Annotated in this window: 19 protein-coding genes; 11 read left to right on the top strand and 8 right to left on the bottom strand. The window is 59.6% G+C overall.

The window, feature by feature from the left end; genetic code table 11:
• The first annotated feature begins 45 nt into the window (after positions 1–45).
• Positions 46–1431: a dihydrolipoyl dehydrogenase family protein gene (locus tag ACSQ36_RS34560; protein ID WP_436185539.1), complete on the top strand. Its 1386-nt coding sequence runs from the start codon at positions 46–48 to the stop codon at positions 1429–1431.
• Between the two features lie 29 nt (positions 1432–1460).
• Here ACSQ36_RS34560 and ACSQ36_RS34555 read toward each other — a convergent pair whose 3' ends face one another.
• On the bottom strand, positions 1461–2477 hold the full coding sequence (locus tag ACSQ36_RS34555) for a LacI family DNA-binding transcriptional regulator (RefSeq protein WP_436185538.1): 1017 nt from the start codon (positions 2475–2477) through the stop codon (positions 1461–1463).
• 291 nt (positions 2478–2768) lie between these two features.
• Between ACSQ36_RS34555 and ACSQ36_RS34550 the strand changes: the two genes are divergently transcribed.
• The 6 genes from ACSQ36_RS34550 (at position 2769) to ACSQ36_RS34525 (ending at position 10799) form a co-directional block, all read left to right on the top strand.
• On the top strand, positions 2769–3911 hold the full coding sequence (locus ACSQ36_RS34550) for an ABC transporter ATP-binding protein (RefSeq protein ID WP_436185537.1): 1143 nt from the start codon (positions 2769–2771) through the stop codon (positions 3909–3911).
• An 11-nt stretch (positions 3912–3922) separates the two neighbouring features.
• Positions 3923–5875 carry a beta-galactosidase gene (locus tag ACSQ36_RS34545; RefSeq protein ID WP_436185536.1) on the top strand — a complete coding sequence of 651 codons (1953 nt, stop codon included), beginning with the start codon at positions 3923–3925 and terminating at the stop codon, positions 5873–5875.
• A gap of 35 nt (positions 5876–5910) precedes the next feature.
• The gene (locus ACSQ36_RS34540; protein WP_213765260.1) at positions 5911–7155 is read left to right on the top strand and encodes an ABC transporter substrate-binding protein; all 1245 of its coding nucleotides are present in this window, start codon (positions 5911–5913) and stop codon (positions 7153–7155) included.
• A gap of 57 nt (positions 7156–7212) precedes the next feature.
• Positions 7213–8121: a carbohydrate ABC transporter permease gene (locus ACSQ36_RS34535; RefSeq protein WP_436185535.1), complete on the top strand. Its 909-nt coding sequence runs from the start codon at positions 7213–7215 to the stop codon at positions 8119–8121.
• A gap of 14 nt (positions 8122–8135) precedes the next feature.
• The gene (locus ACSQ36_RS34530) at positions 8136–8987 is read left to right on the top strand and encodes a carbohydrate ABC transporter permease (protein WP_213765258.1); all 852 of its coding nucleotides are present in this window, start codon (positions 8136–8138) and stop codon (positions 8985–8987) included.
• Positions 8988–9200: 213 nt separating this feature from the next.
• Positions 9201–10799 (top strand): methyl-accepting chemotaxis protein, encoded by a 1599-nt coding sequence (locus ACSQ36_RS34525; protein ID WP_436185534.1) that lies wholly within the window; start codon positions 9201–9203, stop codon positions 10797–10799.
• A gap of 300 nt (positions 10800–11099) precedes the next feature.
• Here ACSQ36_RS34525 and ACSQ36_RS34520 read toward each other — a convergent pair whose 3' ends face one another.
• Positions 11100–11309 carry a hypothetical protein gene (locus ACSQ36_RS34520; protein WP_158937921.1) on the bottom strand — a complete coding sequence of 70 codons (210 nt, stop codon included), beginning with the start codon at positions 11307–11309 and terminating at the stop codon, positions 11100–11102.
• Positions 11310–11589: 280 nt separating this feature from the next.
• Entirely contained in the window at positions 11590–15066 is a 3477-nt protein-coding gene (locus ACSQ36_RS34515; protein WP_436185533.1) for a response regulator, read from the bottom strand.
• A 315-nt stretch (positions 15067–15381) separates the two neighbouring features.
• Between ACSQ36_RS34515 and ACSQ36_RS34510 the strand changes: the two genes are divergently transcribed.
• A complete protein-coding gene (locus ACSQ36_RS34510) occupies positions 15382–17067 on the top strand; it encodes a fibronectin type III domain-containing protein (protein WP_436185532.1) in 1686 nt (561 codons plus the stop codon).
• A gap of 1173 nt (positions 17068–18240) precedes the next feature.
• Positions 18241–19248, top strand: a complete 1008-nt coding sequence (locus ACSQ36_RS34505) for a LacI family DNA-binding transcriptional regulator (RefSeq protein ID WP_436185531.1) — start codon at positions 18241–18243, stop codon at positions 19246–19248.
• On the opposite strand, the gene ACSQ36_RS34500 is transcribed toward ACSQ36_RS34505, so the two are convergent.
• The 4 genes from ACSQ36_RS34500 to ACSQ36_RS34485 are packed head-to-tail and all read right to left on the bottom strand — an operon-like array spanning position 19238 to position 22804.
• A complete protein-coding gene (locus tag ACSQ36_RS34500) occupies positions 19238–20107 on the bottom strand; it encodes a sugar phosphate isomerase/epimerase family protein (protein WP_436185530.1) in 870 nt (289 codons plus the stop codon). The two genes, ACSQ36_RS34505 and ACSQ36_RS34500, sit on opposite strands and share 11 nt — an antisense overlap.
• On the bottom strand, positions 20104–21357 hold the full coding sequence (locus ACSQ36_RS34495; protein WP_436185529.1) for an NAD(P)/FAD-dependent oxidoreductase: 1254 nt from the start codon (positions 21355–21357) through the stop codon (positions 20104–20106). The genes ACSQ36_RS34500 and ACSQ36_RS34495 overlap by 4 nt, the downstream gene beginning before the upstream one ends.
• A complete protein-coding gene (locus ACSQ36_RS34490; RefSeq protein WP_436185528.1) occupies positions 21354–21704 on the bottom strand; it encodes a non-heme iron oxygenase ferredoxin subunit in 351 nt (116 codons plus the stop codon). The genes ACSQ36_RS34495 and ACSQ36_RS34490 overlap by 4 nt, the downstream gene beginning before the upstream one ends.
• A 26-nt stretch (positions 21705–21730) precedes the next feature.
• Positions 21731–22804, bottom strand: coding sequence for a fatty acid desaturase family protein (locus ACSQ36_RS34485; RefSeq protein WP_436185527.1), 1074 nt, complete (start codon positions 22802–22804; stop codon positions 21731–21733).
• 299 nt (positions 22805–23103) lie between these two features.
• Here ACSQ36_RS34485 and ACSQ36_RS34480 point away from each other — a divergent pair, with 299 nt between their 5' ends.
• Entirely contained in the window at positions 23104–23982 is an 879-nt protein-coding gene (locus ACSQ36_RS34480) for a phytanoyl-CoA dioxygenase family protein (RefSeq protein ID WP_436185526.1), read from the top strand.
• A 1-nt stretch (position 23983) separates the two neighbouring features.
• Here ACSQ36_RS34480 and ACSQ36_RS34475 read toward each other — a convergent pair whose 3' ends face one another.
• Positions 23984–24334 (bottom strand): response regulator, encoded by a 351-nt coding sequence (locus ACSQ36_RS34475; protein WP_213765249.1) that lies wholly within the window; start codon positions 24332–24334, stop codon positions 23984–23986.
• Positions 24335–24547: 213 nt separating this feature from the next.
• Here ACSQ36_RS34475 and ACSQ36_RS34470 point away from each other — a divergent pair, with 213 nt between their 5' ends.
• On the top strand, positions 24548–25249 hold the full coding sequence (locus ACSQ36_RS34470; RefSeq protein WP_213765248.1) for a YrzE family protein: 702 nt from the start codon (positions 24548–24550) through the stop codon (positions 25247–25249).
• Positions 25250–25313: the final 64 nt, after the last annotated feature.

Below are 25313 nucleotides of genomic sequence, written 5' to 3'. Positions count from 1 at the left end.
CCGGCTCGGTTCAGCTATGCGCAAACCTTTGAAAGGGAGCTGAAAATGTCGACGGTCGAGCAATTCGAATATGTGTTTTTGGGCGGCGGAAAGGGCGGCAAGACGCTCGCGATGGAACTCGCCAAAGAAGGCGAGCGCGTGGCCGTAGTCGAAGAGGGAATGATTGGCGGCTCCTGTATCAACGTGGCATGTATTCCGAGCAAGGCGCTGATTCAAACCGCGCGCATCATGCACGCGGTGCAATCCGCAGACATATTGAAGGGCGCCGCTCGCGACGCCACGGTCGATATGACGCAGGTTCATCGCCGCGTGCGTGAAGTAGTGGACGGCATGGTCGATATCAACGCAAAAGCGTTCGAAGCATCGGGCTTTGACCTGATCCTCGGCACCGGACATTTCGTGGGCCCGCGCCGCATTCACGTCGCGATGAACGACGGGCGGGAACGCGTGGTCGAGGGCGTTAATGTGTTCATCAACACAGGGACGTACGCCGCTGTCCCGGATATTCCCGGCCTGCGCGACGCGGCACCCATGACGCACGTTGAAGCACTCGAACTCGACTCGCTGCCGGAGCGTCTGATCGTGATTGGCGGTGGGTATGTCGGTCTGGAGATGGCGCAAGCGTTTCGGCGCTTGGGCAGCAAAGTAACCGTCGTGCAAGAGGCGCCGCGTGTTGCCATGCGTGAGGACGCCGATGTCACGGATGCGATTGAATCGGTCCTTACCAACGAAGGAATCAACCTTAGGGTGTCGGTCAAGCCCTTGCAAGTGAGCGGGCGCTCAGGGCAATCCGTCACTGTCGAGCTCAACGACGGCAGCCGCATAACGGGCACGCATCTGCTGGTCGCGACGGGCAGGGTGCCGCGCACGGCAGGCATTGGACTGGACTTGGCGGGTGTAGCGCTAGATGAACGCGGATTTATCAAAGTCGATGAGCGTCTGGCGACGTCCGCGGCGAACACGTGGGCAATCGGTGAAGTGGCGGGCACTCCGATGTTCACGCATGCTTCATTCGATGACTATCGCGTACTCAAGTCGCAACTCGCCGGCGGCAATCTGACCACGCGTGATCGCGTCATTCCGTACGCGATGTTCATCGAGCCGGAGCTTGCACGTATTGGTATCAACGAAAGCGATGCGCAACGACAAGGCATCGCCGTGCGTGTGGCGAAACTCCTGATGGCGTCTATCCCCCGCGCCCGTACGACCGGTGATACGCACGGCTTCATGAAAGCGATTGTGGATACGCAATCGGATCGCATCCTCGGTTTCACGATGCTTGGTTCGAACGCCGGCGAAGTGGTTGCGGTAGTGCAGATGGCTATGCTCGGTAATCTCCCGTACACCGCTGTCCGGGACGCGATCCTCTCGCATCCGACCATCGCGGAAGGCCTGAACATGCTGTTCGCGACGATCCCTGAGAGAGCGTGATTGGGCCGCAATAGGTCTTCAATAATGCTTCAACCACGCACCGGTCCCGTCGATGCCCTTTGAACCAGCACGGGCGGGGGCGCTACGCGCATGGGTGTCTCGCAGTGACCACCGCTTTCGATCAACGCCTCCAGCAACTCAACGGCCATGGCAGCGGCGGCATCGGTAGGGACCGCAACCGTCGATAACCCCGGTCGTGATTCGCGTGCCAGTTGAATGTCAGTAATCCCAATCACCGACAGGTCGTCGGGAATGCGCATGCCCCGATCTGCAGCGGCGTGCATCGCGCCTAACGCAGGCAAGTCGTTGGTCGCGAAGATCGCGGTCAGGTCCTCATGCTCCGTCAGCAATTCGCACGCGGCCTCGTAGCCGCCCTGGACGGCGTCGCGAGTAAAACGCGCTTCTTGCGCCGGATGCGCCACGCCCGCAGCCTTCAGCGTGTGACAAAAGCCGGCGTATCGCGCTGCCTGAACACCATCCGGCTGACTCCCGATGATCGCCCCAATCCGGGTATGCCCGAGGTCCAGCAGATGCTGCGCGGCCAGTGCGCCGGCAGCGAAAAAATCGACGGCGACGCACGGCAATCCCGGCGATACCTCCGGACGTTCCCACATGCACAGCACGACCGGTGTGCCGCGTGCGCGCGTGGTGTGAAGATCGTCGAAAGCGATTCGCGAGTTCATCACGAGCACGCCTTCCGACAAGGTCCCCGCAATCTGATCCAGATACGCACGGCTGATCACGGGATCTTCGTTCGTATTACATACGATCAGAAAACGTCCGTTCTTGCGCGCAGCCCGTTCTGCCGCCAGCGCGAACTCCGGATAAAACGGGTTCGCGATACTGGTCACCATCAACGCAAGAGTAGGTGCGCTCCCTTCAGCCAGCGCCCGTGCGGTCAGGTGCGGCCGGTACCCCAGCGCCTCCACCGCGTCGAGCACTCGCTGACGCGTTGCGGCGCCCACCTTGCCGCGCTTGCGCAGCACATTGGAGACGGTTGCCGGGGTGACGCCGGCGCGTACAGCGACTTCGGCCAACGTAGTCATCGAAATCTCGAGGCAAGGGTTAACGCAGGCACAACATCGGCCAAGTCCGGTGAACTATCGGGCGCTTGGCCGCTTCGTCCAAATATCCATCTCGCTGTCCATATTTTGGGATGGCTTCCCGGCATTTGTATAAATCAGCTGACGCCGCTAGATTTGAGACCCAATGCAGTTAAAAAACATAGACGGAGACAGCCGGTCAAAGCGATCCCGAACACGGATCGTTTTTTCACAGGCAGAAGGTTAAGCGCTTAACCTTCCGTTGTCTCCCCGGTAAAACACGGAGACGTCGGCATGGCGAGCATCTCGTTACGATCGGTTCAAAAAGCGTATGGCGATCACGCACTCGTGATTCGCGATGTCGATCTGGAGATCGGCGAGCACGAATTCTGCGTATTCCTCGGCCCTTCGGGATGTGGCAAATCCACCTTGCTGCGCATGATCGCGGGTCTGGAAGACATCACGGACGGTGACCTGTATATCGACGGAAAACTCGTCAACGAAGTGCCTGCTGCACAGCGCGGCGTGGCGATGGTCTTCCAGAGCTATGCGCTCTTTCCGCACATGACCGTCTACCAGAATATGGCGTTCGGCTTGATGCTCGCGAAGACGCCGAAGGACGTGATCGACCAGAAAGTGAAGGAGGCCGCGCGCGTGCTGCAACTCGAAGCGTTGCTTGAACGCAGGCCGAAAGAGTTGTCCGGCGGCCAACGGCAACGCGTGGCGATTGGCCGGGCAATCGTTCGGAGTCCGAGTGTATTTCTCTTCGACGAACCGCTCTCCAACCTCGACGCTACCTTGCGCGGTCAAACGCGGGTCGAGATTGCGCGCCTGCACAAACAGTTCAATACCGCCAGCGTTGTCTACGTCACTCACGATCAGATAGAAGCCATGACGCTCGCCGACAAGATCGTCCTGCTGCACGCAGGTGCGGACACGGCGAAGTACGGCAGCATCGCGCAGGTGGGTGCGCCGCTCGAGTTGTATCACCGGCCGAGAAGCCGCTTTGTCGCGGGGTTTATCGGCTCGCCGCGAATGAACTTCCTCCCCGCGCGAGTGGTATTGGGCGGCGCGGAAAGCGTATCGATTGTCCTCGACGAAACGAACGAGCGACTGCAGGTTCACGCCAACGGCGAGGCCTTGCGACCGGACCAAGCGGTCACGCTCGGCATTCGTCCCGAGCATCTCGAACCAGCCGCAAACGATGGTTCGATTCAACAAATCGCCCGCACCGTGTCGCTGGTCGAACAACTCGGCGAGCACAGCTATCTGCATCTCGATCAACCGGGCGGTGCGGTGCTGATCGCCAAAGCACCCGGCGACAAGACCCCACGGCAAGGCGAGAACGTCGTCTTTAACGTGCCGCCCGCGTCCTGTCATCTCTTCACCGAGGACGGCTTCGCCGTCACATCGGCTGCCATTGAACACTTTGCGTAGGAGCGCACCGTATGCATCTTGGAGTCTGCTATTACCCGGAACACTGGCCCGAATCGATGTGGAAAGACGATGCGGCGCGCATGAAAGCGCTGGGTATCGATCGCGTCAGGATTGCGGAGTTTGCATGGAGCCGTATCGAACCTGCGCCAGGTGAATACAACTGGGACTGGCTGGATCGCGCAATCGATGTGCTCGCCGACGCGGGCCTGAAGGTCGTCATGTGCACGCCGACCGCGACGCCGCCGAAGTGGCTGATCGATCGTCATCCGGACATCCTGCCCATTGGCGCCGATGGCCGTGCGCGCGCATTCGGCTCGCGTCGGCATTACGATTTTTCATCGCCGTCGTACTTCGAAGCGTCGCAGAAGATTTGCACGGCAGTGGCCGAGCGTTACGGCAAGCATCCCGCCGTGGCGTTCTGGCAAACCGACAATGAGTTCGGTTGCCATAACACCGTCGTGAGTTATTCGCCTGCCGCGTTGCAGCGTTTCAGAGGATGGCTGAAGCATCGCTACGACACCATCGACGCGCTCAATGCGGCATGGGGCACGGTTTTCTGGAGCATGGAGTTCCGCAGCTTCGACGAAATCGATCTGCCCGTTGGGACTGTGACGGAAGCGCATCCGACACATCGGCTCGACTACCGGCGTTTCGCTTCGGACGAGGTCGTGCGCTACAACCGCATGCAGGCCGACATCATTCGCGCGCATTCACCCCAACGGCCAGTCGCGCACAACTTCATGCAGTTGTTCACCGAGTTCGATCACTACAAGGTGGCTGCGGACCTGGATATAGCAACCTGGGACAGTTATCCGCTCGGCGCGCTGGAGGAGCAGTGGTTCGATCCGTCGATCAAGGCGAAGTGGCTGCGCACGGGTCATCCCGACTTCGCATCGTTTAATCACGATGTGTATCGCGGCATGTCGAAGCTACCGTTCTGGGTGATGGAGCAGCAACCGGGGCCGGTGAACTGGGCGCACTGGAATCCCGCGCCGCTGCCGGGCATGGTGCGTCTCTGGAGCTGGGAAGCGTTCGCGCATGGCGCTGGGTGTGTATCGTATTTTCGCTGGCGGCAAGCGCCGTTTGCGCAGGAACAGATGCACGCGGGTCTGAACACGCCGGATAACCGGCTCGATAGGGGCGGCGCGGAGGCGTCCGTGGTGGCTAAGGAAATCGAGCACGTGCGGGAGGCGGATGGTAAATCAAAGGTTTCCACCAAAGTTGCACTCGTTTGGGATTACGAAGCAAAATGGTTATTCGAAATTCATCCACAAGGCGCTGACTTTCACTATCCGCGCTTTGCGTTCGAGTACTACAGCGCGTTGCGTAGCCTTGGACTCGACGTTGATGTGATTCCGGTAGATGCGCCACTGGACGGCTACAAGATGATCGTCGTGCCGCCGCTGCCGGTGGTGTCCGAGGAGTTTGCCGACAGGCTTGCGGCAAGCGGTGCGCAGGTAGTGCTTGGTCCTAGGACGGGATCGAAGACGGTCAATCTGACGATTCCCGCCGCGTTGCCGCCGGGTGAGGGCGTCGCGAAGCTCATCCCTATCCGAGTGTGGCGCGTTGAATCGATGCGGCCGAACGTAACCGAAAGAGTGGACCAACGCGGCGAGGCGCGTCACTGGCGTGACTTCATCGAGACGAACAATGGCGTGCAGATTGAAGCGACGTTCGCCGATGGGCACCCCGCTATCGTACGTAATGGTTCGGTCCTTTACCTCGCCAGTCTCTTCGATGAAACGCTCACGCAGGACATCTTCCTGAATGTGGCGAAAGCAGCCGGACTCGATGCCGCACCGCTGCCCGAGGGTATCCGGATCAGCCGGCGTGGTGGCTTGACCTACGTCTTCAACTACAACACGACGCCGTACAGGATCCCGGCGAGGATTCCGGCGGCCGCCAGTTTCATAGTCGGGCAGGAGGAAGTAGAACCGCAGGGCGTCGCGATTTATAGAGCATAGCTAAGCAAACAACACTCATCAATGAGGAGACACGCATGAGAACCTTGATTCGTCACGGACTGACCGGTGTGGCGCTGGCCGTCGCAATGGCTACGACCAGCATCGCGCAAGCGGGGACCTTGACTGCGAACATTGCGTTTAAAGGGGCAAGCCAGCGCGCGGTCTGGCAGCAGACCTTCGATGCTTTCAAGAAAGCGCATCCGGATATTGACGTGAAGGCGACCTTCGTCGATGAAGAAGCCTACAAGGTGCAACTGCCCGGCTGGCTCACAACCGTCGCCCCCGATATTGTCAACTGGCACAACGGTGAGCGCATGGCGTATTACGCGAAGCGTGGCCTGTTCGAAGACCTGACGCCTGACTGGAACAAGAACGGTTGGAACGCGATGTACGCGTCGACGAAAGAATCGTCCACGTACAACGGCAAGCAATATTCGGCGCCGACCGTGTATTACGCCTGGGGCATGTTCTACCGGAAGGACCTCTTCCAGAAGGTCGGCATCACCGCAGAGCCCAAGACGTGGCCCGAATTCCTCGACGCCTGCAAGAAGCTGAAAGCTGCGGGCATTGCACCGGTTGCGGTGGCGGGGCGCGATGCGTGGACACTCGCCGGATGGTTCGATTACCTCGACCTGCGCATCAACGGCAACGCGTTTCATCAGAAGCTGATGGCAGGCGATGTAGCCTACACGGACCCGCGCGTGAAGAAGGTTTACACCGCGTGGAAGGGCTTGATCGACGACAAGATATTCATCGACAACTCGCTGTCCTACGACCTTGACGCGGTGCAGCCGTTCCTGTTCCAGGGCAAGGCGGCCATGATGCTGATGGGCACGTTCATTACCGGCGGATTCCCGGAGAACATCAAGCCGCAGATGGGCTTCTTCCAGTTCCCGATTATCGACAGTAAGGTGCCGACCGCTGAAGATGGTCCGGTGGAGTCGCTGCATATTCCGTCGAAGGCGAAGAACAAGGCGGACGCGCATACGTTCCTGGCATTCGTGGAAACACCGGAAATCAGCGCGCAACTGGCGAAGGGACTGGGGTCGTTGCCGGCCAACAGCAAGTCGCCGGAACCGGATGATCCCATCTCGAAGATCGGCTTCCAGATTCTCTCGCAGACGAAGGGTGGTATCGCTCAGTTCTACGACCGCGACATGACCAAGGAGATGGCCGACGAAGGCATGAAGGGCATGCAGCAGTTCGTGTCCGACCCGACCCAACTTGACGCGATCCTGGCGCAGCTCGAAGCCACGCGTAAGCGTATCTACAAGAAGTAGGGTGAGACGGCGGCTCGCGATCATCACGGGCCGCCCAGGCGATCAGGAGAGAACCTCATGTCCGAAACCCTCAGCATTCCGGGGATTAAAACGAAGCGCCGCAGAAGGATGTCGGCCGCGGCACGCCAGCAGCGGCTGGCCGCGTTCCTGTTCCTAGCACCGGCCTGCATCATGGTCGCGATCTACGTGATCTGGCCGATTTTCTCCAGCCTTCGGCTCAGTTTTTACAACTGGGACGGGATGACGGAGAAGACCTTTGTCGGCTTCGATAACTACGTCGAACTGTTCCACGCGCCCACGTTTTATACCGCGCTGAAGAACAATGTCTTGTGGCTGATCCTGTTCTTGCTGGCGCCGCCGATGGGTCTCGCCGTCGCGTTGTACCTGAACCAGGCCGTGCGTGGCATTCGCATGGTGAAGTCGCTGTTCTTCGCACCGTTCGTGTTGTCAGGCGTGGTGGTCGGCTTGATGTTCAGCTGGTTCTACGACCCGACCTTCGGCTTGCTGAAGCTGATTCTCGGACACGGCGTGCCGGTGCTCGGCGATCCGCATTACGTGACCTTCGGCATTATCTTCGCCGCGCTTTGGCCGCAGACTGCCTACTGCATGATCCTGTACCTGACCGGACTGACATCGCTGAATTCCGAGCAGATAGAAGCCGCCCGCATGGAAGGCGCGAAGGGCTGGACCATGCTGTGGCACGTTGTCCTGCCGCAGCTCCGTCCAACTACCTTCATGGCGATCGTGGTCACGATTATCGGCGCCTTGCGAAGCTTCGACCTGATCGCCGTCATGAGCGGCGGCGGCCCGTTCGAAAGCTCCACCGTGCTGGCCTATTACATGTACGACCAGGCGATCAAGTATTACCGCATCGGCTATTCCGCCGCGATCGCCGTGGTGCTGTTCGCGATCATGATGGTGTACATCGTTTATCACTTGCGCAGAATGTTGCGCACCGAGCAATAAGCCAGGAGCGCGCCATGTTTCCAATGCCCGTCGCCAAGTGGAAGCCCGTGAACCGGGCGCTTTACAAGTTATCGTTACCGGTCGCGCTGGTGATCTGGTTGTTGCCGCTGATAGCAGTCATGGTGACGTCCATTCGTTCCTCCGATGAACTCGTCGAAGGCAATTATTGGGGCTGGCCGCGGCACTTCTCGCTGATCGCCAACTACAGCGACGCGCTGACGACGTCACCGATGCTCCACTATTTGTGGAACAGCGTGCTCATCACGGTGCCTGCTGTAATCGGCTCGATCGTGCTGGCTTCCATGGCCGGTTTTGCGTTGGCGATCTATTCGTTTCGCGGCAACACCACGTTATTCGCAGCGTTTGTCGCGGGGAATTTCGTGCCTATCCAGATCCTGATGATCCCGGTGCGGGACTTGTCCTTGCAGTTGGGCATCTTCAATACCGTCGGCGCGCTGATCCTGTTTCATGTCGCGTTTCAGACCGGTTTTTGCGCATTGTTCCTGCGAAATTTCATCAAGCAGTTGCCGTTCGAGCTGGTCGAAGCCGCGAGGATTGAAGGCGCGAATGAGTGGACGGTGTTCTTTCGTATCGTCCTGCCGTTGATTCGTCCAGCACTGGCCGCACTGGCAATCCTGGTCTTCACGTTCGTGTGGAACGACTATTTCTGGGCGCTGTGCCTCACTACGGGCGATGAGGCGGCGCCCATTACCGTGGGCGTCGCCGCGCTCAAGGGGCAGTGGGTGACGGCGTGGAACCTGGTCTCGGCGGGATCCATATTAGCGGCGTTGCCGTCGGTCATGATGTTCTTCGCGATGCAGCGGCACTTTGTTGCCGGGCTGACGTTCGGGGCCACGAAGGGCTAGGGCGATGACCTGTTCGCGCAAGCCATTTTCTATCCGGACAACGACATAGTCTGTCCTTGGTGTCCATTCGCTAGCGGAAAAAAGCGCTTATAACCGAGCTAAATCCCGCTAATTGGGCCGCTTTGATTTATTCATCGATGACCCCTCCAGTCTTGCCTCCGCGCCGCCGATATACCTTCGATAGAAGGTACACGAAGAGTCGGAGACAATCGGATGAAAATATCAAAAACACCCACCGCATCCCATCTTTCGGGATATTCAAGCCTCTTTAGTCACATCAGCTTGCGTACCAGCATCACGCTTGTATTGACGGTTTTTGCCGCGCTGTTGATTGCGGTTAGCGCATTGGCTGGCGTCGCGCTTCAAACCAGTAATGCAGCCATTGAAAAGATGTACACGGAAGACACGCGCTCGCTTCTTCAAATCAAAAGCAGCTATGAACATGTCATGCATGCGCGTCTCGCGCTGGGCAGCTTTGCGGCGCTTTACGGACTAGGCGATGTTCAGCCGGCGCTGCTTGAGGGCGCGCATGGCGACCTGCGTCAATCGGACGAGGAGGTGCGGGCGTATCTCGCGACCGCATCGGCTGACGATACCGAAACGGCGCTGCGCACGCGCTTTGTCGCTGCACGTCAGAAGTACTTGCATGACGGTCTGGAAGCCTCTTTCGACGCGCTGGGTAAAAGCGATTTCTCGACCTACAAATCCCTGCAAGGCGCTGAAACAGAAGCGCTGGCCAACAACTTCGGCGCGCAAGTGGCCGCACTGGAAGGTGTTCTCACCGAGCGTCAGAAGGCACGCTATACCAGCGCTCAAGACCGTTTCCACATGATGCTCTGGCTGCTTGCCGCAGCGGCGTTCGCGTCGGTGGTCATCGGCACATTTGCTCGTCATGCATTGCTTAACGCAATCGTCAAACCGGTGGGGCAAGCGATTCGCCAGTTTCAGCGGATCGCTGCGGGCGACCTGACGAATCCCGTCGATACTGGCCGCGACAACGAGATGGGCGCGCTATTGCGTGCGCTCGAACAGATGCAGCAATCGCTGGTTGAGACGGTGACGACCGTGCGCGCCAGCACGGAATCGATCAACGTCGGCGCGACGGAGATCGCAAGCGGCAACAACGATCTTTCGGTTCGAACAGAGCGACAGGCGGCGTCGCTGGAAACCACGGCAAGCAGCATGGAGCAGATCACGGCAACGGCGAAAGCGAGCTTCGAGAGCGCCCGGCAAGCGAGAGAAATGGCGACACAAGCATCGGCAATGGCGGTCAAAGGAGGCGCCGTCGTCAGCAATGTAGTGACGACTATGCAAGGCATTGCCGCTCATTCGAAGAAAATCTCGGAGATCACGAGCGTGATCGATGGCATCGCTTTTCAGACGAACATCCTGGCGCTGAACGCGGCCGTCGAAGCGGCGCGTGCCGGCGAACAGGGTCGGGGTTTTGCTGTCGTGGCCGGTGAGGTACGCAGTCTCGCGCAGCGCAGTGCGGCGGCGGCCCAGGAGATCAAGATGCTCATTCAGGACTCGAGCGCGCATATCGACGCCGGATCGACGCTGGTGGAAAGCGCAGGGACGACTATCGGCAGCGTGGTGAGCGCGGTCGAACGCGTTTGCCAGATCGTGACGGAGATATCCGCGGCGGCGGGCGAACAAAGCAAGGGAATCGAGCAGGTCAATCTGGCGGTCGCGACCATGGACCAGAGCACGCAGCAAAACGCGGCGCTCGTCGAGGAAGCCGCCGCCGCGGCACAATCCCTGCAGAGTCAGGCGAGAACGTTAAGTGAGGCGGTCGAGGTGTTTCGGCTTTAAGGCGCGTACGTTCGTTCGGCTGTTGAACCGCGTCATAAGAAACCGTGATCCAGACGTTGCAGGAAATGAATCGGCGCACTGAGTCGAAATTCGGGAACGTACGACGAATACGGAATAGATGAGAGGAATATTTTCGGCGCGTGGCGGCCGGTTGCGGTGAGAATATTTCAGCGGGAAACCGTCTGCGCGAGTAAGGAATTAGTCAGCATGACGGCGAGCGCCGCATGATGCAGCGCGACGAGTGAACGCTATGCACCAGGCCAGCCCCTTGCACAGCGACTGGCCTGGTGCGACAGGAAATCAGGCCTGTGTTCCGGCACTGTCCGCGTCATCCGGACTGGCTTCGTCCTCTTTCTTTTCTACCAGCGACTCCAGAGCGCCGGCGCCTTTAAAGCCGGCGACGGCCGCAATCCCTTTCGTCAGAATTGAAGCATCCGGATCGACCTTGTCCGTCGCTTCCACTGCCGCGATTGCACCCGCGACCTTACCTACTTCATCCAGAAAGCCCATATCAATCACCGTATATATTGAACATGAACGCGCACTATTTCACGTTCACGCATATTAAAGGACGTCGCGGTTGGAATCTTCAGCGGCATCTTCCACCGGCGACACTTCTTCCTCTTTCAGCCTCGTCGACGAATACGCCCATTTCGAGTGCACGACAACGAGGGTATATCTTACGTTGATGACGGGCGTCTAACCGCCATCGTCAATGACAATATCACCGCGCGAACCGCAACACTGTAAATTCTTGTCATGGGCCTTCGCGGTCATTCTTCAACTCAGCTTAGCTACGCATCCGTTCGAGACTTGGCAGCCACACGCGCAGCAGCGAATAGAGTCGGTCCAGATCGATCGGCTTGGCGAGATAGTCCGTCATCCCCGCTACACGAGTCTGTTCCTGATCGTCCTTCATCGCTTTCGCGGTGATCGCGATGATCGGCAGGCTGGCGAAGCGAGAGTCGGTACGAATGCGGCGCGTGGCTTCGAGTCCGTCCATGCCGGGCATCATGACATCCATCAGCACAAGGTCGATGTCCGGCGTTTCGTTCAGCTTGGTGATCGCTTCGAACCCGTTGCGTGCGATCTCCACCGTCATGCCCTTATGTTCGAGCGCGCTGCTCAATGAGAAGATGTTGCGGATATCGTCGTCGACCAGCAGGATGCGCCGCCCCTCGAAGGCCCGATCCCGGCTGCGCACCGCCTTCAACATGGTTTGTCGTTCATACGACAGGTCCGCCTCGACCTTGTGCAGGAACAGGGTTACTTCATCCAGCAACCGTTCCGGCGAGCGCGCGCCCTTGATGATGATCGAGCGCGAATATTTCAGCAGGTCGGCTTCTTCCGCATGCGTCAGGTTGCGTCCGGTATAAACGATCACCGGCGGGAAAGAGCACATGCTTTCGCTCGACATCTTCCGCAGCAACTCGCCACCCTGCATGTCGGGCAGCTTCAGGTCGATGATCATGCAGTCGAAGATAGTCGTTCGCAGCAGCGCCAGTGCCTGTTCGCCAAACTCGACGGCGGTGATGTCGATATCGTCGTCTGCAATGAGTTGCACGATGCTTTCGCGCTGGCGTGCATCGTCTTCAACCAGCAGCACGCGCTTGACCTTCTGCGTGAACTTTTCCTCCAGCTTGTGGAAGATGTCCTTCAGTTGCTCACGCGTGGTCGGCTTGATTGCATAGCCGATTGCGCCAAGATGTAGCGCGGCCTCGCTGCGATCAACCGCCGACACTACATGCACAGGAATGTGACGCGTGAGCGGGCCGTCTTTCAACTGCTGCAGCAGCGCGAGGCCCGACCGGTCCGGCAAGCCGATGTCGAGAAGAATGGCATCAGGCAGGTACTGCGCGGCGAGTTGCAGCGCTTCAACGGCAGTCTGTGCGACCAGGCAGCCGTACTGCATTTCATGGGCAAGCTCGAATAGAATGGCTGCAAATGAAAGGTCGTCTTCGATCACCAGCACTGATCGGCGGCCAGGCGTCCAGTTCGCGCGATCGTCGTCATAGGCTGCCACGTCTTGCATCCCGGAGGCCGGCGGCTGAGCCGGTGCGACGACGACGGGCGCTGGAGTCGGTGCCGTAAATGCACGGACGCTTTCCATCGGCTCGCTGGCGCCGGTCCAGTGCGTGGGTAGCGTCAGCTCGAACGTGCTTCCTGCGCCGAGCGCGCTGTTGACGCGGATTGCGCCGCCTAGCAGCGTTGCGAGATCGCGCGAGATGGACAGGCCCAGGCCGGTGCCGCCATAGCGTCGGCTGGTGGTTCCATCGGCTTGACGGAACGCTTCGAAAATCGTCTGCTGGTGTTCCGGCGCAATGCCGATACCCGAGTCTGTTACGGTAAAGCGTACTCGATTGCCGCTGTCCAGACCCAAGGCGAGCTTGATGGTTCCGGCGTCGGTGAACTTCAACGCATTCGACAGCAGGTTCTTGAGAATCTGTTCCAGCCGCCGCGAGTCGGTGAATATGGACGGCGGCATATCTGCCGCTATATCGACGGCGAATTTCAATTGCTTTTGAGCTGCGAGCGGCTCGAAGGTGCGCTTCAACGATTCAACCAGACGGGGCATCGATACATCTTCCGGCGCGAGTTCGAGCTTGCCGGCCTCGACCTTGGAGATATCGAGGATGTCGTTGATGAGGTTGAGCAGATCGTTGCCGGCTGAATGGATCGTATTGGCAAACTTGACTTGCTCGGCGCTTAAATTTCCCCCCGGGTTTTCCGACAGCAGTTTGGCGAGGATCAGCGAACTGTTGAGCGGCGTGCGCAACTCGTGCGACATGTTTGCCAGGAATTCTGACTTGTACTGGCTGGCACGCTGCAGGTCGTCGGCGCGCTGCTCCAGTTCTGCTTGAGCATGGCTGAGTTCCTCGTTCTTTTGATCGAGTGCAAGGGCCTGGAAGGTGAGCTGCTCGTTGATCGATTCGAGCTCCGTTTTCTGATTGCCCAGATTCGATTGCGACTCTTCGAGCGCGGCAGTTTGCTCTTCCAGCTCCTCGTTCGCGGTGCGCAGTTCTTCCTGCTGAAGCTGCATTTCCTCGTTGAGGCGTTGCGTTTCCTCGAGCGTGTCCTGCAGCCGTTCGCGATACATTGCCGCTTCAACCGACGCCCCCATGTTTCCTGCTATCAGCTTCAATAACTCGATGTCCCGCGCCGATACCGGCTTCATGAACCCGAGTTCCACGACGCCATTGACCGCGCCGCCGTTCTCGATCGGCGCTATGACTACGCTCTTCGGTGCACTGGTTCCCAGTCCCGATGTGACCTTGAGATAGTTGTCAGGGATGTTGTCGACTTTGATCAGCCGTCCGTCCGTGGCAGCTTGGCCGACCAGCGTCTGCGTGCCCTCGAAGGCTTGCGCGTGCTCTTCGTTTTCGCGGCTGAAACCGTAGGCGGCGGTCCGCCGCAACGTGCCGGTTTCATCGCGGACATAAAGTGCCGCTACCGCAACGCCGAGGTACCGGGCGAGAAATTCAAGCATTGCGCGACTGAGCTGCGGCAGCGCCTGCCGCCCGGCGGCGCTTTCAGCCAGCAGACTCTGGCCGGTGCGCATCCATGCCTGCTGTTGCAGGGTTTCGGTGTGTTCAGTCTGCGCCCGCAGTGCACGGTCGTAGGTGGTCGACAGGTTCGTTAGCTCGCGCCGTCCGAGCACGGCGAGTAGCAAGCTGAGCGAAAGGCTGATGCCGAGAAAAGCGGCCACGGCGGTGATGGTGACGCGCCTGACCGTCGCCGTACGTTCCCAGCGCAAGTTCAACTCGACATCCATGAAGGCGTTGAACTCACGGCGCATTTCATCGAACTCAAGCTTCCCTTTGCCGGTGCGCATGATGCCCTGGAAATCCTGGTTCGAACGACGCAGGGTAATGAGCTGTCCGGCAATCCCGTCCCATTGCGCCTCCAGCGCGCCGATACGTTTCAGACGTTCGATTTGCGGCGGGTTGTCGCTGACGAGATCGGTCAACGTGGCCAGCTTCGCGGCGAAACTGGCTCGACCGAGTTCATAAGGCGCGAGATAAGACTCGTCGCCGGTGATCAGGTAGCCCCGCATGCCGGACTCGCGATCGACGGCGATCTTGATCAGATCGTTGCTATCCGCGACCACGCGTTCTGAATGGTCGAGCCAGTCCATGGCCGACAGCAGATAGAACAGAAGGGCGACGAATACCGCGGCAGTGGTCAAGCCTGCGCCGATCGGCAACGCAATGTTGCGACGAATTATGCGGCGAAAGCCACGCTGGTCGACGGCAGTATGCTCGGGCATTTTTGTCCCTGTTATTTAATGCGCAAAAAGCGCGGTTCGACCGAATGGTTAGCGTGAGCGGGATATCCCGGCACCACGTTCGGTGGTGTCCAGCCAGCGGAAAATGCCGCGCCAATGGCACGTCAATGCCACATCAATGCCACATCAGCCGCTGGCGGGATAATACAGATTTCACGCCGAAAACGAATTACCGCGACCATGTCATGGCCTGGTAAACACATCTGGCAATAATGGAGTGCTTCGGGCCGGTCTGCTCTCTGCGCCGCCGTGGATGCCTTTCGCTGGCTTATCCTCTCAAGGACTGGAACACCAGACATGTCCAACAAGAACATTGACGATCTTCCGTCGGCCGAGCAGGGCGCGAGTGTTTCGCGGCGTGGTTTTCTCAAGCTTGCCGGTGCATCCGGACTGGCAACGGCTGCAGGCGGTCTGGCTTCAGCTAGCCGGGCCGCTGCGGCGAGCCCGGACGGCACGCCCGAGCAAATCCACTTGACGTGGGGCAAGGAGCCGTCGGCCGAGGTGGTGATCTCGTGGGCCTCGCTGGCCCCGGCGGTCAATCCGAGAGTACGCTTTGGCCGTGCCGGCGAGACGAGGATGACGGTGCATGGCATTCAGCGCACTTATACCGATGGACTCAACGGCGAGATTGTCTGCACGTATCACGCGCGCCTTCATGGACTGAAACCCGCGGTCAACTACCAGTACGAAGTCACCGCCGACAACGACAGCAACGCGGCTCACCCCTTCACGGCGAGTTTCCGGACTGCCCCGCACGGCCGTGCCCCGTTTCGCTGGACCAGCTATGGCGACCTCGCCACGCCGAATACCGGCTGGGTGCTCTCGTCGCCGCAGAGCCGCTTTGCCGTGCAGGCAGTGGAGCGGTTTCAGCCGCTGTTTCACTTGCTCAACGGCGACCTCTGTTATGCCAACCTGAACCCGGCACATCAGCCCGAGGTATGGCGCGACTTCGGCAACAATGCGCAGGCTTCGGCTGCCAATCGCCCCTGGATGCCTTGCCCGGGCAACCATGAAGTGGAATTCAACAACGGCGAGCAGGGCCTCGAATCGTATCTGGCGCGCTATACGCTGCCGGAGAACGGCACGCGTTTTCCCGGTCGCTGGTACAGCTTTCGTGTGAGTTCCGTGCTGTTCGTCTCGCTCGATGCCGACGATGTGATCTACCAGGACGCGGCTGCTTTCGTCGCGGGTCCGAGCCCGCTGGTGCCGGCGGCAAGTACGGGCAAGCCGCCGATCGCCCCGGGGACATCGCTCTACATTCGTGGCTACAGCGGCGGCGAGCAGACGCGCTGGCTAGGGGAGACATTGCGCCGGGCGGCCGCGGATAAGGATATCGACTGGATCGTCGTCCAGATGCACCAGGACGCGCTGACTTCATCGAAGACTGGCAATGGCTCCGACAAGGGTATCCGGGAGGCGTGGCTGCCCTTGTTCGACCGCTATGGCGTCGATCTCGTTCTCTGCGGCCATGACCATGACTACGAACGCAGCTTCCCTGTGCGTGGATGCAATCACCATGCGGGCATGGACGCCTTGACGGGCGAACCGGTGGATACGTTGCAGCCTCGGCCGGTCGTTACGTCGAATCCCGCTGATGGCGCCTTCGATACGAGTCAGGGCACGATCCACCTGATCCTGGGCGGTGGCGGCACGAGTGCGCCGTTGGATGTCTATGGGCTGGACGCTGGAACGGGCAAAGTGCAGGCAAAGGTGTTTACCAAGCCTAACCGGCCAGTAGCGGGGACCGCGGCGAATACGTTCGTGCGTCAGCCCGCCGATGCGCTGGAGGACGCGATCTGGTCGGCGCAGCGTGATACCGGTACGGGTTACGGCATTGCCGTGTTTGATCATGATCCGGGGAAGCCGGGTGGCAAGACGTCCATTACGATGAACTACTATCACGCGCCCGGCGCCGACCAGACGCCGACTGCGACTTACGAATTGTTCGAAACGATCACGTTTTCGAAGACACGGCCGAGGTGATTTCGTTCGCACTCGGGTTTGGGGTTTGTGCGGGTTGTTAAGGTCTAAGGGTTAGTGGTTGGGGTTTATGCTGGGGTGGTCGGGGGTCAGTGCCGGGGTGGTGGTTTCGGTGTTAGTGGTCGGGGTCAATGCCGGGTTGGTGCTTTCGGCGTTAGTGGTCTGCGAGAGTCGGATTTTCTCTTTATCACTGTTAGCCACTGTGCGTGGCGGCACGTCATTTCTTTGTCCAAAGCGACAAAGAAACGAAGCAAAGAAAGCGCTTTTAAAACACGCTACCCTAAGTGTCCACAGCGTGCAGTTTTGATTCATAGGTGCCCCAAAAGCACGGTGCTCGCCAGAGCGACGGATGTGTGAAACCCTCCTTCTCGCGAATCCTGACACGAACACGCTTCGCCCCGTACGCTCTCGGGCAAGCACGATTTGCCCACGAACCAGCACGGCCTCACGCGTATTTGCTTCTGCGGTTCTTTGAGTGTTAGCTACGTGGTCTGATCTGACGGCTATGCCCATAGGTCACGGCATCACGGGTATTGCTGCTTCAGTTTTGGTGAGTTATCCGCGTGGCCCGCACAGTTATGTTCGTCGGTTACGGCCTTACATACTTTGGGGCTTTATTATTTGGTAGGTTGGCGACGTGGTTCGAGGCGCGTACAAATTGGAGGGAGGTTGTCCGCGGATAGCGCGGGGTGCTCCTTGGGCAGGTTCAATCACTGGTGGCGAAGCGTGTGGGTATCGGTGTTCGGAGAAGGAGGGTTTCACACATCCTCCGCTCTGGCGAGCACCGTGCTTTTGGGGCACCTATGAATGAAAACTGCACGCTGTGGACACTTAGGGTAGCGTGGTTTAAAAGCGTTTTCTTTGCTTCGTTTCTTTGTCGCTTTGGACAAAGAAATGACGTGCCGCCACGCACAGTGGCTAATAGTGATAAAGAGAAAATCCGACTCACGCAGACCACTAACACTGAAAGCACCAACCCGGCACTGACTCCGACCGCTAACCCCAGAACCGACCAACCCAGCATAGACCCCGACCACTAACCCAGAACCGACCACCCCGGCATAAACCCCGACCACTAACACCATTGGCGAGTGCGATCATCAGGCCAGCCCCGTGGTTCATCCCCTAAACCGTATAAGGCTCATGCCCGACCCGACCAACCGCCGCAAAACGAGCATGGCCGACATCGCCACGGCCGCCGACGTCAGCGAAGCAACCGTCGATCGCGTGCTCAACGGCCGCGGCGGCGTCTCGCGCGAGAAGGAACGGCGCGTCCTCGAATGGGCCCGCAAGCTCAAAATCGATCGGGCGCTCGACGCGGTATCGGTGCGATGGCTGCGCATAGCAATCCTTTTGCAACAACCCGTTGCTCCGTATTACGTCTATCTCAAGCAGGGTTTCGAAATTGCCCAGAAGGCCTTCGAAGCGCAGCGCGTGATCTGCGCAGTGACCTACTTCGATAACCTCGAACCGGCGCGCGTGGTCGAGACCATCAGCCGCGCGACGCAGAAGGCCGACGCGCTGATCATCGTCGCGTATGAGCATCCCGACATCACGGCGGCACTGCGTCTGGTCAGCCGCGCGATGCCGGTCGTCACGCTCGCCAGCGACCTGCCGGGAACCGGAAGGCTTGCGTACGTGGGTATCGACAATCGCGGTGCCGGACGCGTCGCGGGCGAGCTGATGGGCCGCTTTCTCGGCGATGCGGGAGGCAAGGTGCTCGTGATGACGGGCATGCATGATTTCCTCGGCCACGAAGAACGCGAAAGCGGTTTCCGTTCGGTACTGCGGCGGCGTTTCCCTAACTGCGACATCGTGGAGACCGTCGAGAGCCGCGAGCAATCGGCGGTCACCGAAAGCCTCACTCGCGACGCCTTCCTGCGTTATCCCGACCTGCGCGGGATCTACAACATTTCAGTCGGCGATGAAGGCGTCGGCGCGGCGCTCCAGGCGCTCGACCGGGTTCGCTCGACAGTGTTCGTCGGCCACGAACTCAACGACATTTCGCGGCGCTTGCTCATTGAAGGAACGCTTGACGCGGTGCTCGACCAGAACCCGGCCGCCGAAGCAATGCGTTCCATCGAAATCATCTTGCGGCACTATCATCGCGATCCCGGCGTGGCGTTGCCGCAGCAAATTCCGGTCACGGTGTTGTTACGCGAAAACCTTCCGCTCAGCGACTAAGCGCTAACTGTGCGGGTTTTTCCTGGCGGCTCAGGCCATTCCAGAGTTCCCGAATCCAGTCGCGCATCAACTGCGATTCGGCCCAGCGGTCGGTCGTGTCGTTGCCATCGCGGCCGATGATTGCATAAGGCCTGGGTCCGAGTTCGCACGTGAAGACCAGCGTATCGTCAGGACCAGCGCGCCGTTGCCACGACGCAAAGCCGTAACGCCACCAGTCGAGAAACAGGTCAACCCAGATCCGGTGAGGCTCGAATGAGATCTCTATCTGCACCTGTTCACGGCTCGCGACGCGGCCGTGAAATGCCCACGAGTGGTCGAGAATCCGGTGCATGTTCGCGTGGTTTTCATCGGACACGGGCAGCGCAAATTCACGTCCGACGAGATAGTGCGAGATGTCGCCGAGCAGTTTCAGATCCGGCCGGGCATCGAGCAGATCGAGCGTGAAATGCAGGTCAGTTGTCATGCGGTCCCGATGCGTTTCGATATACACCGGAAAATCCACCTGCTCGGCGAGTCGCGTCCATCCATCGATTAACTTGAGCGCGTCATCGAGGCGACGTGGGCGTACATCGGGCTGCAAGTCGATGTGATGCACGCCGAACTCGGTGGCTATTTCAAGGATCGGTTGCAGGTCATCTACCGTACGCGGAAAACATTGTGCTTCTGCTTGCAGGCCGAGCGGTCTTAACAAACCGCTAAGCCGACGCACATCATCGCGCGATGCGTAAGAAGCGCTGACGCCGTTGAAACCCGCTTGCGCGATCATCGCTATGTTGTCTTCAAGTGAACGTTCATGACCGTCGGTATGACGGCGCTCCATTGCCCATAGCGACTGATAGATGTCGAGCCGTTGCGTCATAGTGCCTCCACGGCAAGGAGAGGTTTGAGCTTGACGCTGCGATCCGAGAGCAACGAAGGTTCAACGCACGCACGCCGCGCAATCAACTCCTGCGCTACGCGCACGTCACGCGCGATCTCGCTTGCCTGTCCCACGCCGCTCGCGCCGACCAGCACGCCATCGCGATCCAGCGCAAAGAAGACCCGCGATGCGGCGCTCGTCTCGCGTACGACGGTCGTCACGCCGAACGCGGGCATGCCAGCAATCTGGATGGTCATGTCGTATTGATCGGACCAGAACCACGGGACTTCGGAGTAAGTCTCGCCTCGGTCCAGCATGTTGCGCGCAACAATGCGCGCATGGTCCTCGGCGTTCTTCCAGCATTCGAGTCGCATGCGCCGGCGGAACAGCCGGTGCGGGAACGAGCAGACATCGCCGGCTGCGAAGATATGCGGATCGTTGGTGCGCAACGTATCGTCCACGGCGATACCGTCCGCGACGTCGATACCCGCCGCTTCCGCCAACTCGGTGCGCGGCTTCACGCCAATGCCGACGATCACACAATCGCACGCGGTGGTCGTGCCGTCCGAGAGCTTCACGCCCGTGACGCATTTCATACTCGATCCGATGATCCGGTCGACCTGCACGGCGAAACGCACGTCCACGCCCATCTGCCTGTGCCGTTCCACCAGATACGCCGCGACTATCTCCGGCACGGCGCGCATGAGTGCATGGGCTGCCGCTTCAATCACGATCACCTCACAGCCTCTTGCAATGGCCGTTGCTGCGATCTCCAGCCCGATAAATCCTGCTCCCACGATCGCGATCTTCCGTCCCGGCAACAACTCGCCGACGATGCTCGTGGCGTCTGCTGCCGTGCGCAAGACATGTACGCCATCGAGCGTTGCACCGGGCACGCTCAAGCGACGCGGCGCCGCGCCGGTCGCGATCAGCAGCCGCTGATAGGCGACGGTATGCCCATCCTTCAAAATCACCTTGCGCGCTGCGCGGTCGATCTCTTGAACGCTTGCATCGACACGCAGGTCGATGCGTTGCCCGGAGTAAAACGTATCGTCATACAGCGCACACTGCGCGGTGGTTTTCTGACCGAGCAACACGGCCTTGGAGAGCGGTGGCCTGTCATAAGGCGCAACCCCTTCGTTACCGAGCAGCGTGATCGCGCCGTCCCAGCCGTTATCGCGCAACGCATGGGCGGCGCGCGCTCCGCTTTGCCCGGCGCCGATAATCACCATGGCGGCCCGGTTTTTCATGACGCGGCCGTCGCTTGCGGCGGTACGCCGAGCAGCACTTTGCCGCCTTCAATACGCACCGGGTAAGTCTTCAAATGCACGCAGACGGGCGGGCTTTTGGGCTTGCCTGTGGGAATATCGAAACGTCCCTGATGCAGAGGGCATTCGATCTCCCGATTGAGCACGAAGCCGTCGGCGAGGTGGGCGCGTTCGTGGGTGCACCAGCCATCCGATGCAAAAAACCCTTCAGCGATCCGATACACCGCGTAACTCGCGCCTGCGTGATCGAAGCGGATTACGTCTTCTTCGGCGATCTCGCTGGCAGCGCAGGCGACGACCCATTCGATGTCATTCGTTTCAACGGCCACAAAAGCCTCCGGGTGGTTAAAGTTGTTCAGATGCCCGACTGGGTCGCAAATGTTCCGTGCGGACCGCTTTCAACCGGCACCTTGCGTTCAATCACATGGTCTGGCTCGGAGCGCTGTTTCCATAACGCGGGCACCATCTCGCGATACACCGCGTAAAGGCTCGGATAAGCGGGCGGAAGCTGATCCTTGATGACTTCATGCAAACGCGGCAGCGCGTGGAACGGCACCATCGGCAAGAGATGATGTTCGAGGTGGTAGTTCATGTTCAGGTACAGAAAGCGGAAGACCGGATTGATGTACACCGTGCGTGTATTCAACCGATGGTCCTTCACGTTGACCGCGAGGCCCGCATGCTGCGTCAGGCCGAGCAACTGATGCAGCCAGCCGCCGTAAAAACGGGGCGTCCACACGAACATCAGCGGCAGGAAACTACGGAGTGCGATGGCAAGTCCGATCGTGCCGATGACCACAAGCAGATAGATGCGGCATGACCAGATCATCTTCGGCTTTTCGGTGGCGGGGAGGAATGCGTCGGTGGTGGCATCCACGTGGCCGAGCGCATGCCGGATGATCTTTCGGATCTCTAGCGAACTACCCAGCAGTCCGAAGAAATCGACGATGATCGGCAGGACCTGCGTCGGCCGTGCGACCTGGATTTCCGGATCACGCTCCTGGAAGTACGTGTGCGTGTGATGCCGCGCGTGACTCCAGCGCCACCAGTAGCCTTCGCGGATCGTCATGAACGAAGACAAGTGATAGAAAGCGTCGTTGAGCCAGCGGGTCTTGAACGGCGTGCCATGGGCGAGTTCGTGCCAACGGGCGTCGCTGGATGAATAGATCGTGCCGTAGACCAGGAAGGCCGGCACCGCCCACCACGTTCCCCAACAGAACGCCGCCACCCAACCCGACGCGACCAGCAGCAACAGCCATGGCACGAAGTTGCGGAGGCCTTGGGCGTCGCTGCGTTTCATCAACTCTTTCAGAACGGCGCGGGGAATGCGCGGCTGGTACCACTGCTGGCCGATACGCTCATCGAGCTTTGGGTCGGTGAGGCCGGGCTTGGCCGCATCGCCGCCGCTGACGCCGGGAGTCGAGGACATGGGTTGTCTCCTGCTTATTAATGTTTCAAGCGATGTTTCAAGCAATGTTTAAGCGATGTCTGAGCACTTCCCGTCAGGTCCAACCGCCGGACGGCCTTCTTGTTGAGACAACGATAGATGACCACCGCTTGCTGCTCACTCAAAAAAATGATGGATTTCCATCAAGTACGTCTGCGGGCCGCATCGGCTATGGTTTTCTAAAATAGAAATTAAATTCCACCGAATTAACGTGTGAAATTTTCGTTGCATTGGTGAAAGCGGTCTTCTATGCTTGTGTGCATTAGCAGCCGGAGTGCTGCGTGAACTCGTCCAGGGAGACTGCTGTGGACAGCATGGAAGCCGGCGCGGTGACGCCTGAAGGAGTAGTTGAAGCGCTGCTGCGGGGACCGGGCGCGGTGCGTATTCGTGGTGTGTTCAGCGCAGCGCAGGTGGCAGAAGCGCGCCGCGTGGTGATGGCGCATTCGCAGGACCGCGCCCAGACGGTCACGCATTTCCAGGGACAGGCGGCCGAAGATCAGCGGTTGCATTTACAGCGGCGCGTGTGGAATCTGCTTGCCAAAGGCGACGTGTTTTCGGAGATGGCCGAGCAGCCGGCTATTGTCGCGGCCATGCGGCTCTTTCTCGGTGACGACTTCATCATGGGGTCGATCGCAGCGAACCGGATCTTGCCGGACGGTCCCGGACAGGAGCCACATATCGATTACCCGTACTGGGATTTTCATGCGCCAACGACATTTCCCGTTGGCATCAACACGAGTTTTCCGCTCAACGCGCAAGTGACCATTCCGCTCGATCCGTTCACGGCGCAAACCGGTGCGACGGCTTTTGTGCCGCACACGCAGCATGAATTGCGTTATCCCGGCGAGGGCGATGCCTTCTTCGAGCGCTGCGAGCGCATGGAAGCGGAGCCCGGCGACGCGATTGTTTTCTTCGGTGCGACCTGGCATTGCGCGATGCCAAACCACAGCACGCAGGATCGCAGCGCGGTGCTGATTCAATACCTGCCGAAATTCGTCAAGCCGATGGAAGATTTGCGCGCGATGGTCGGCGAAACGTTCGTCAAGAACGCTAGCCCGACGATGCGGCAGTTGCTCGGATTGAACTTCCCGTATCCGCAGAATCTCGATGCAATCGCCGTTGCGACGAACGCCGAGGGTCGAAAAAACGCCATGCGCTGATTCAGCCTTCGGAGAATTTCAGCGCATGCTCCAAAGCGCCCGCGCTGATCGGCTTGTGCAGATAACCGTCGAACGGTTCAAGGTCCTTGTCCCCAAGATCGGTCCTGCCGGTGACCGCGATTACACACGCGTCGCGGGACGCACCTTCGTTGCGTACGCGCCGGCATAGCTCCCGGCCATCGGCATCGGGTAATTCGATGTCGAAGAAAACGACATCGAAACTCTGCGCCTGGATCAACTCCATCGCGGTGTGGCCATCGTACGCAACTTGAACCTTGTGCCCCAGGCCGGACGCTATCGCGCCAAACGCGTCGGCTGAATCCTTATGGTCGTCAATAAACAGGATGTGCACGATTCCCTCGGTATTAAGCGGATGTTGCTGCTTTGCAAGCAGATGAACCGAACGAGATCGCGCGTTCGTGGTTCGTGTTTAACACCTTGCAACGAAGATGCCAGCTTGAGCCGACCCTGAAGTGTGGGAACGGCGATTGCAGAGAGCGGTTGCCCGGCGCAATGTCGTCGGCAATCCATTCAACAATCGACTTCCCGTTCAGAGGGGACACCTATGCGACTCCTGACTACTCAAGATGGCTTGCCCCGTATCGCGTGGGGCGCGGTCATAGCCGGCGTGATCCTGTCGTTGATCGTTTATTTGATCATGAGCGTGCTGGGGACCGCGATAGGCGCGTCTCTTCTCGCGCCCATGTCGCAGCCAAATCCCGGGCGCGTCTTTGGATTCGGCTCGGGCGTGTGGGTGATTGTTACAACCGTTCTTGCCGTGTTTATCGGTTCGTACTTTGCGGGGCGTTGCGCGCCGGTGCTCGGATGGCTTCACGGTTTGCTTGCGTGGGCTGTGATGACCTTGCTGCTTCTCTATGGCATGACATCGATTATTGGCGGGGCGGTCAGCGTGGCGGGTAACGTCGCGGCGACGACTGCGACCGTCGGGGCGGCGGCGGGTAATCAACCGCCTGGATCGCTCGCCGATTCCGCCAGGCAGCAGGCGCAGGCAGCGGTGGAGGGAGCAGCGTCGGCGGCGGCCGGCGCCGATGCGCAGCAGGACGCGATGCAAACGGCGCAGACGGCCGCGCGTGGCATTGCCCGCGCGACGTGGTATTCGTTTGCGGCGCTGGTGGTCGGCGCCATCATCGCGGTGGTGTCCGGCAGCGCGGGTTTTCGCCATCAGCCGCCGTTTGAAGAAGGCGGCGGTTCAGCACGCGATGATGCAGTAGTGACCGATGCAATGGGACGGCGAAGGGTTTCCTGACCTGAACCTGCGCGGACTGCAGGCCGGTCGGGTTCGACCGGCCCGTTTCCGGGATCTGACTGGC

The organism is Caballeronia sp. LjRoot34, from assembly GCF_964253815.1.
Classification (GTDB): Bacteria; Pseudomonadota; Gammaproteobacteria; order Burkholderiales; family Burkholderiaceae; genus Caballeronia.
This window is presented reverse-complemented; position numbering and strand designations above follow the sequence as displayed.

Excerpts from the sequence above, each read along its gene's own strand:
- ACSQ36_RS34560 (WP_436185539.1), top strand. The coding sequence starts at position 46 with ATGTCGACGGTCGAGCAATTCGAATATGTGTTTTTGGGCGGCGGAAAG.
- ACSQ36_RS34555 (WP_436185538.1), bottom strand. The coding sequence starts at position 2,477 with ATGACTACGTTGGCCGAAGTCGCTGTACGCGCCGGCGTCACCCCGGCA.
- ACSQ36_RS34550 (WP_436185537.1), top strand. The coding sequence starts at position 2,769 with ATGGCGAGCATCTCGTTACGATCGGTTCAAAAAGCGTATGGCGATCAC.
- ACSQ36_RS34545 (WP_436185536.1), top strand. The coding sequence starts at position 3,923 with ATGCATCTTGGAGTCTGCTATTACCCGGAACACTGGCCCGAATCGATG.
- ACSQ36_RS34540 (WP_213765260.1), top strand. The coding sequence starts at position 5,911 with ATGAGAACCTTGATTCGTCACGGACTGACCGGTGTGGCGCTGGCCGTC.
- ACSQ36_RS34535 (WP_436185535.1), top strand. The coding sequence starts at position 7,213 with ATGTCCGAAACCCTCAGCATTCCGGGGATTAAAACGAAGCGCCGCAGA.
- ACSQ36_RS34530 (WP_213765258.1), top strand. The coding sequence starts at position 8,136 with ATGTTTCCAATGCCCGTCGCCAAGTGGAAGCCCGTGAACCGGGCGCTT.
- ACSQ36_RS34525 (WP_436185534.1), top strand. The coding sequence starts at position 9,201 with ATGAAAATATCAAAAACACCCACCGCATCCCATCTTTCGGGATATTCA.
- ACSQ36_RS34520 (WP_158937921.1), bottom strand. The coding sequence starts at position 11,309 with ATGGGCTTTCTGGATGAAGTAGGTAAGGTCGCGGGTGCAATCGCGGCA.
- ACSQ36_RS34515 (WP_436185533.1), bottom strand. The coding sequence starts at position 15,066 with ATGCCCGAGCATACTGCCGTCGACCAGCGTGGCTTTCGCCGCATAATT.
- ACSQ36_RS34510 (WP_436185532.1), top strand. The coding sequence starts at position 15,382 with ATGTCCAACAAGAACATTGACGATCTTCCGTCGGCCGAGCAGGGCGCG.
- ACSQ36_RS34505 (WP_436185531.1), top strand. The coding sequence starts at position 18,241 with ATGGCCGACATCGCCACGGCCGCCGACGTCAGCGAAGCAACCGTCGAT.
- ACSQ36_RS34500 (WP_436185530.1), bottom strand. The coding sequence starts at position 20,107 with ATGACGCAACGGCTCGACATCTATCAGTCGCTATGGGCAATGGAGCGC.
- ACSQ36_RS34495 (WP_436185529.1), bottom strand. The coding sequence starts at position 21,357 with ATGAAAAACCGGGCCGCCATGGTGATTATCGGCGCCGGGCAAAGCGGA.
- ACSQ36_RS34485 (WP_436185527.1), bottom strand. The coding sequence starts at position 22,804 with ATGTCCTCGACTCCCGGCGTCAGCGGCGGCGATGCGGCCAAGCCCGGC.
- ACSQ36_RS34470 (WP_213765248.1), top strand. The coding sequence starts at position 24,548 with ATGCGACTCCTGACTACTCAAGATGGCTTGCCCCGTATCGCGTGGGGC.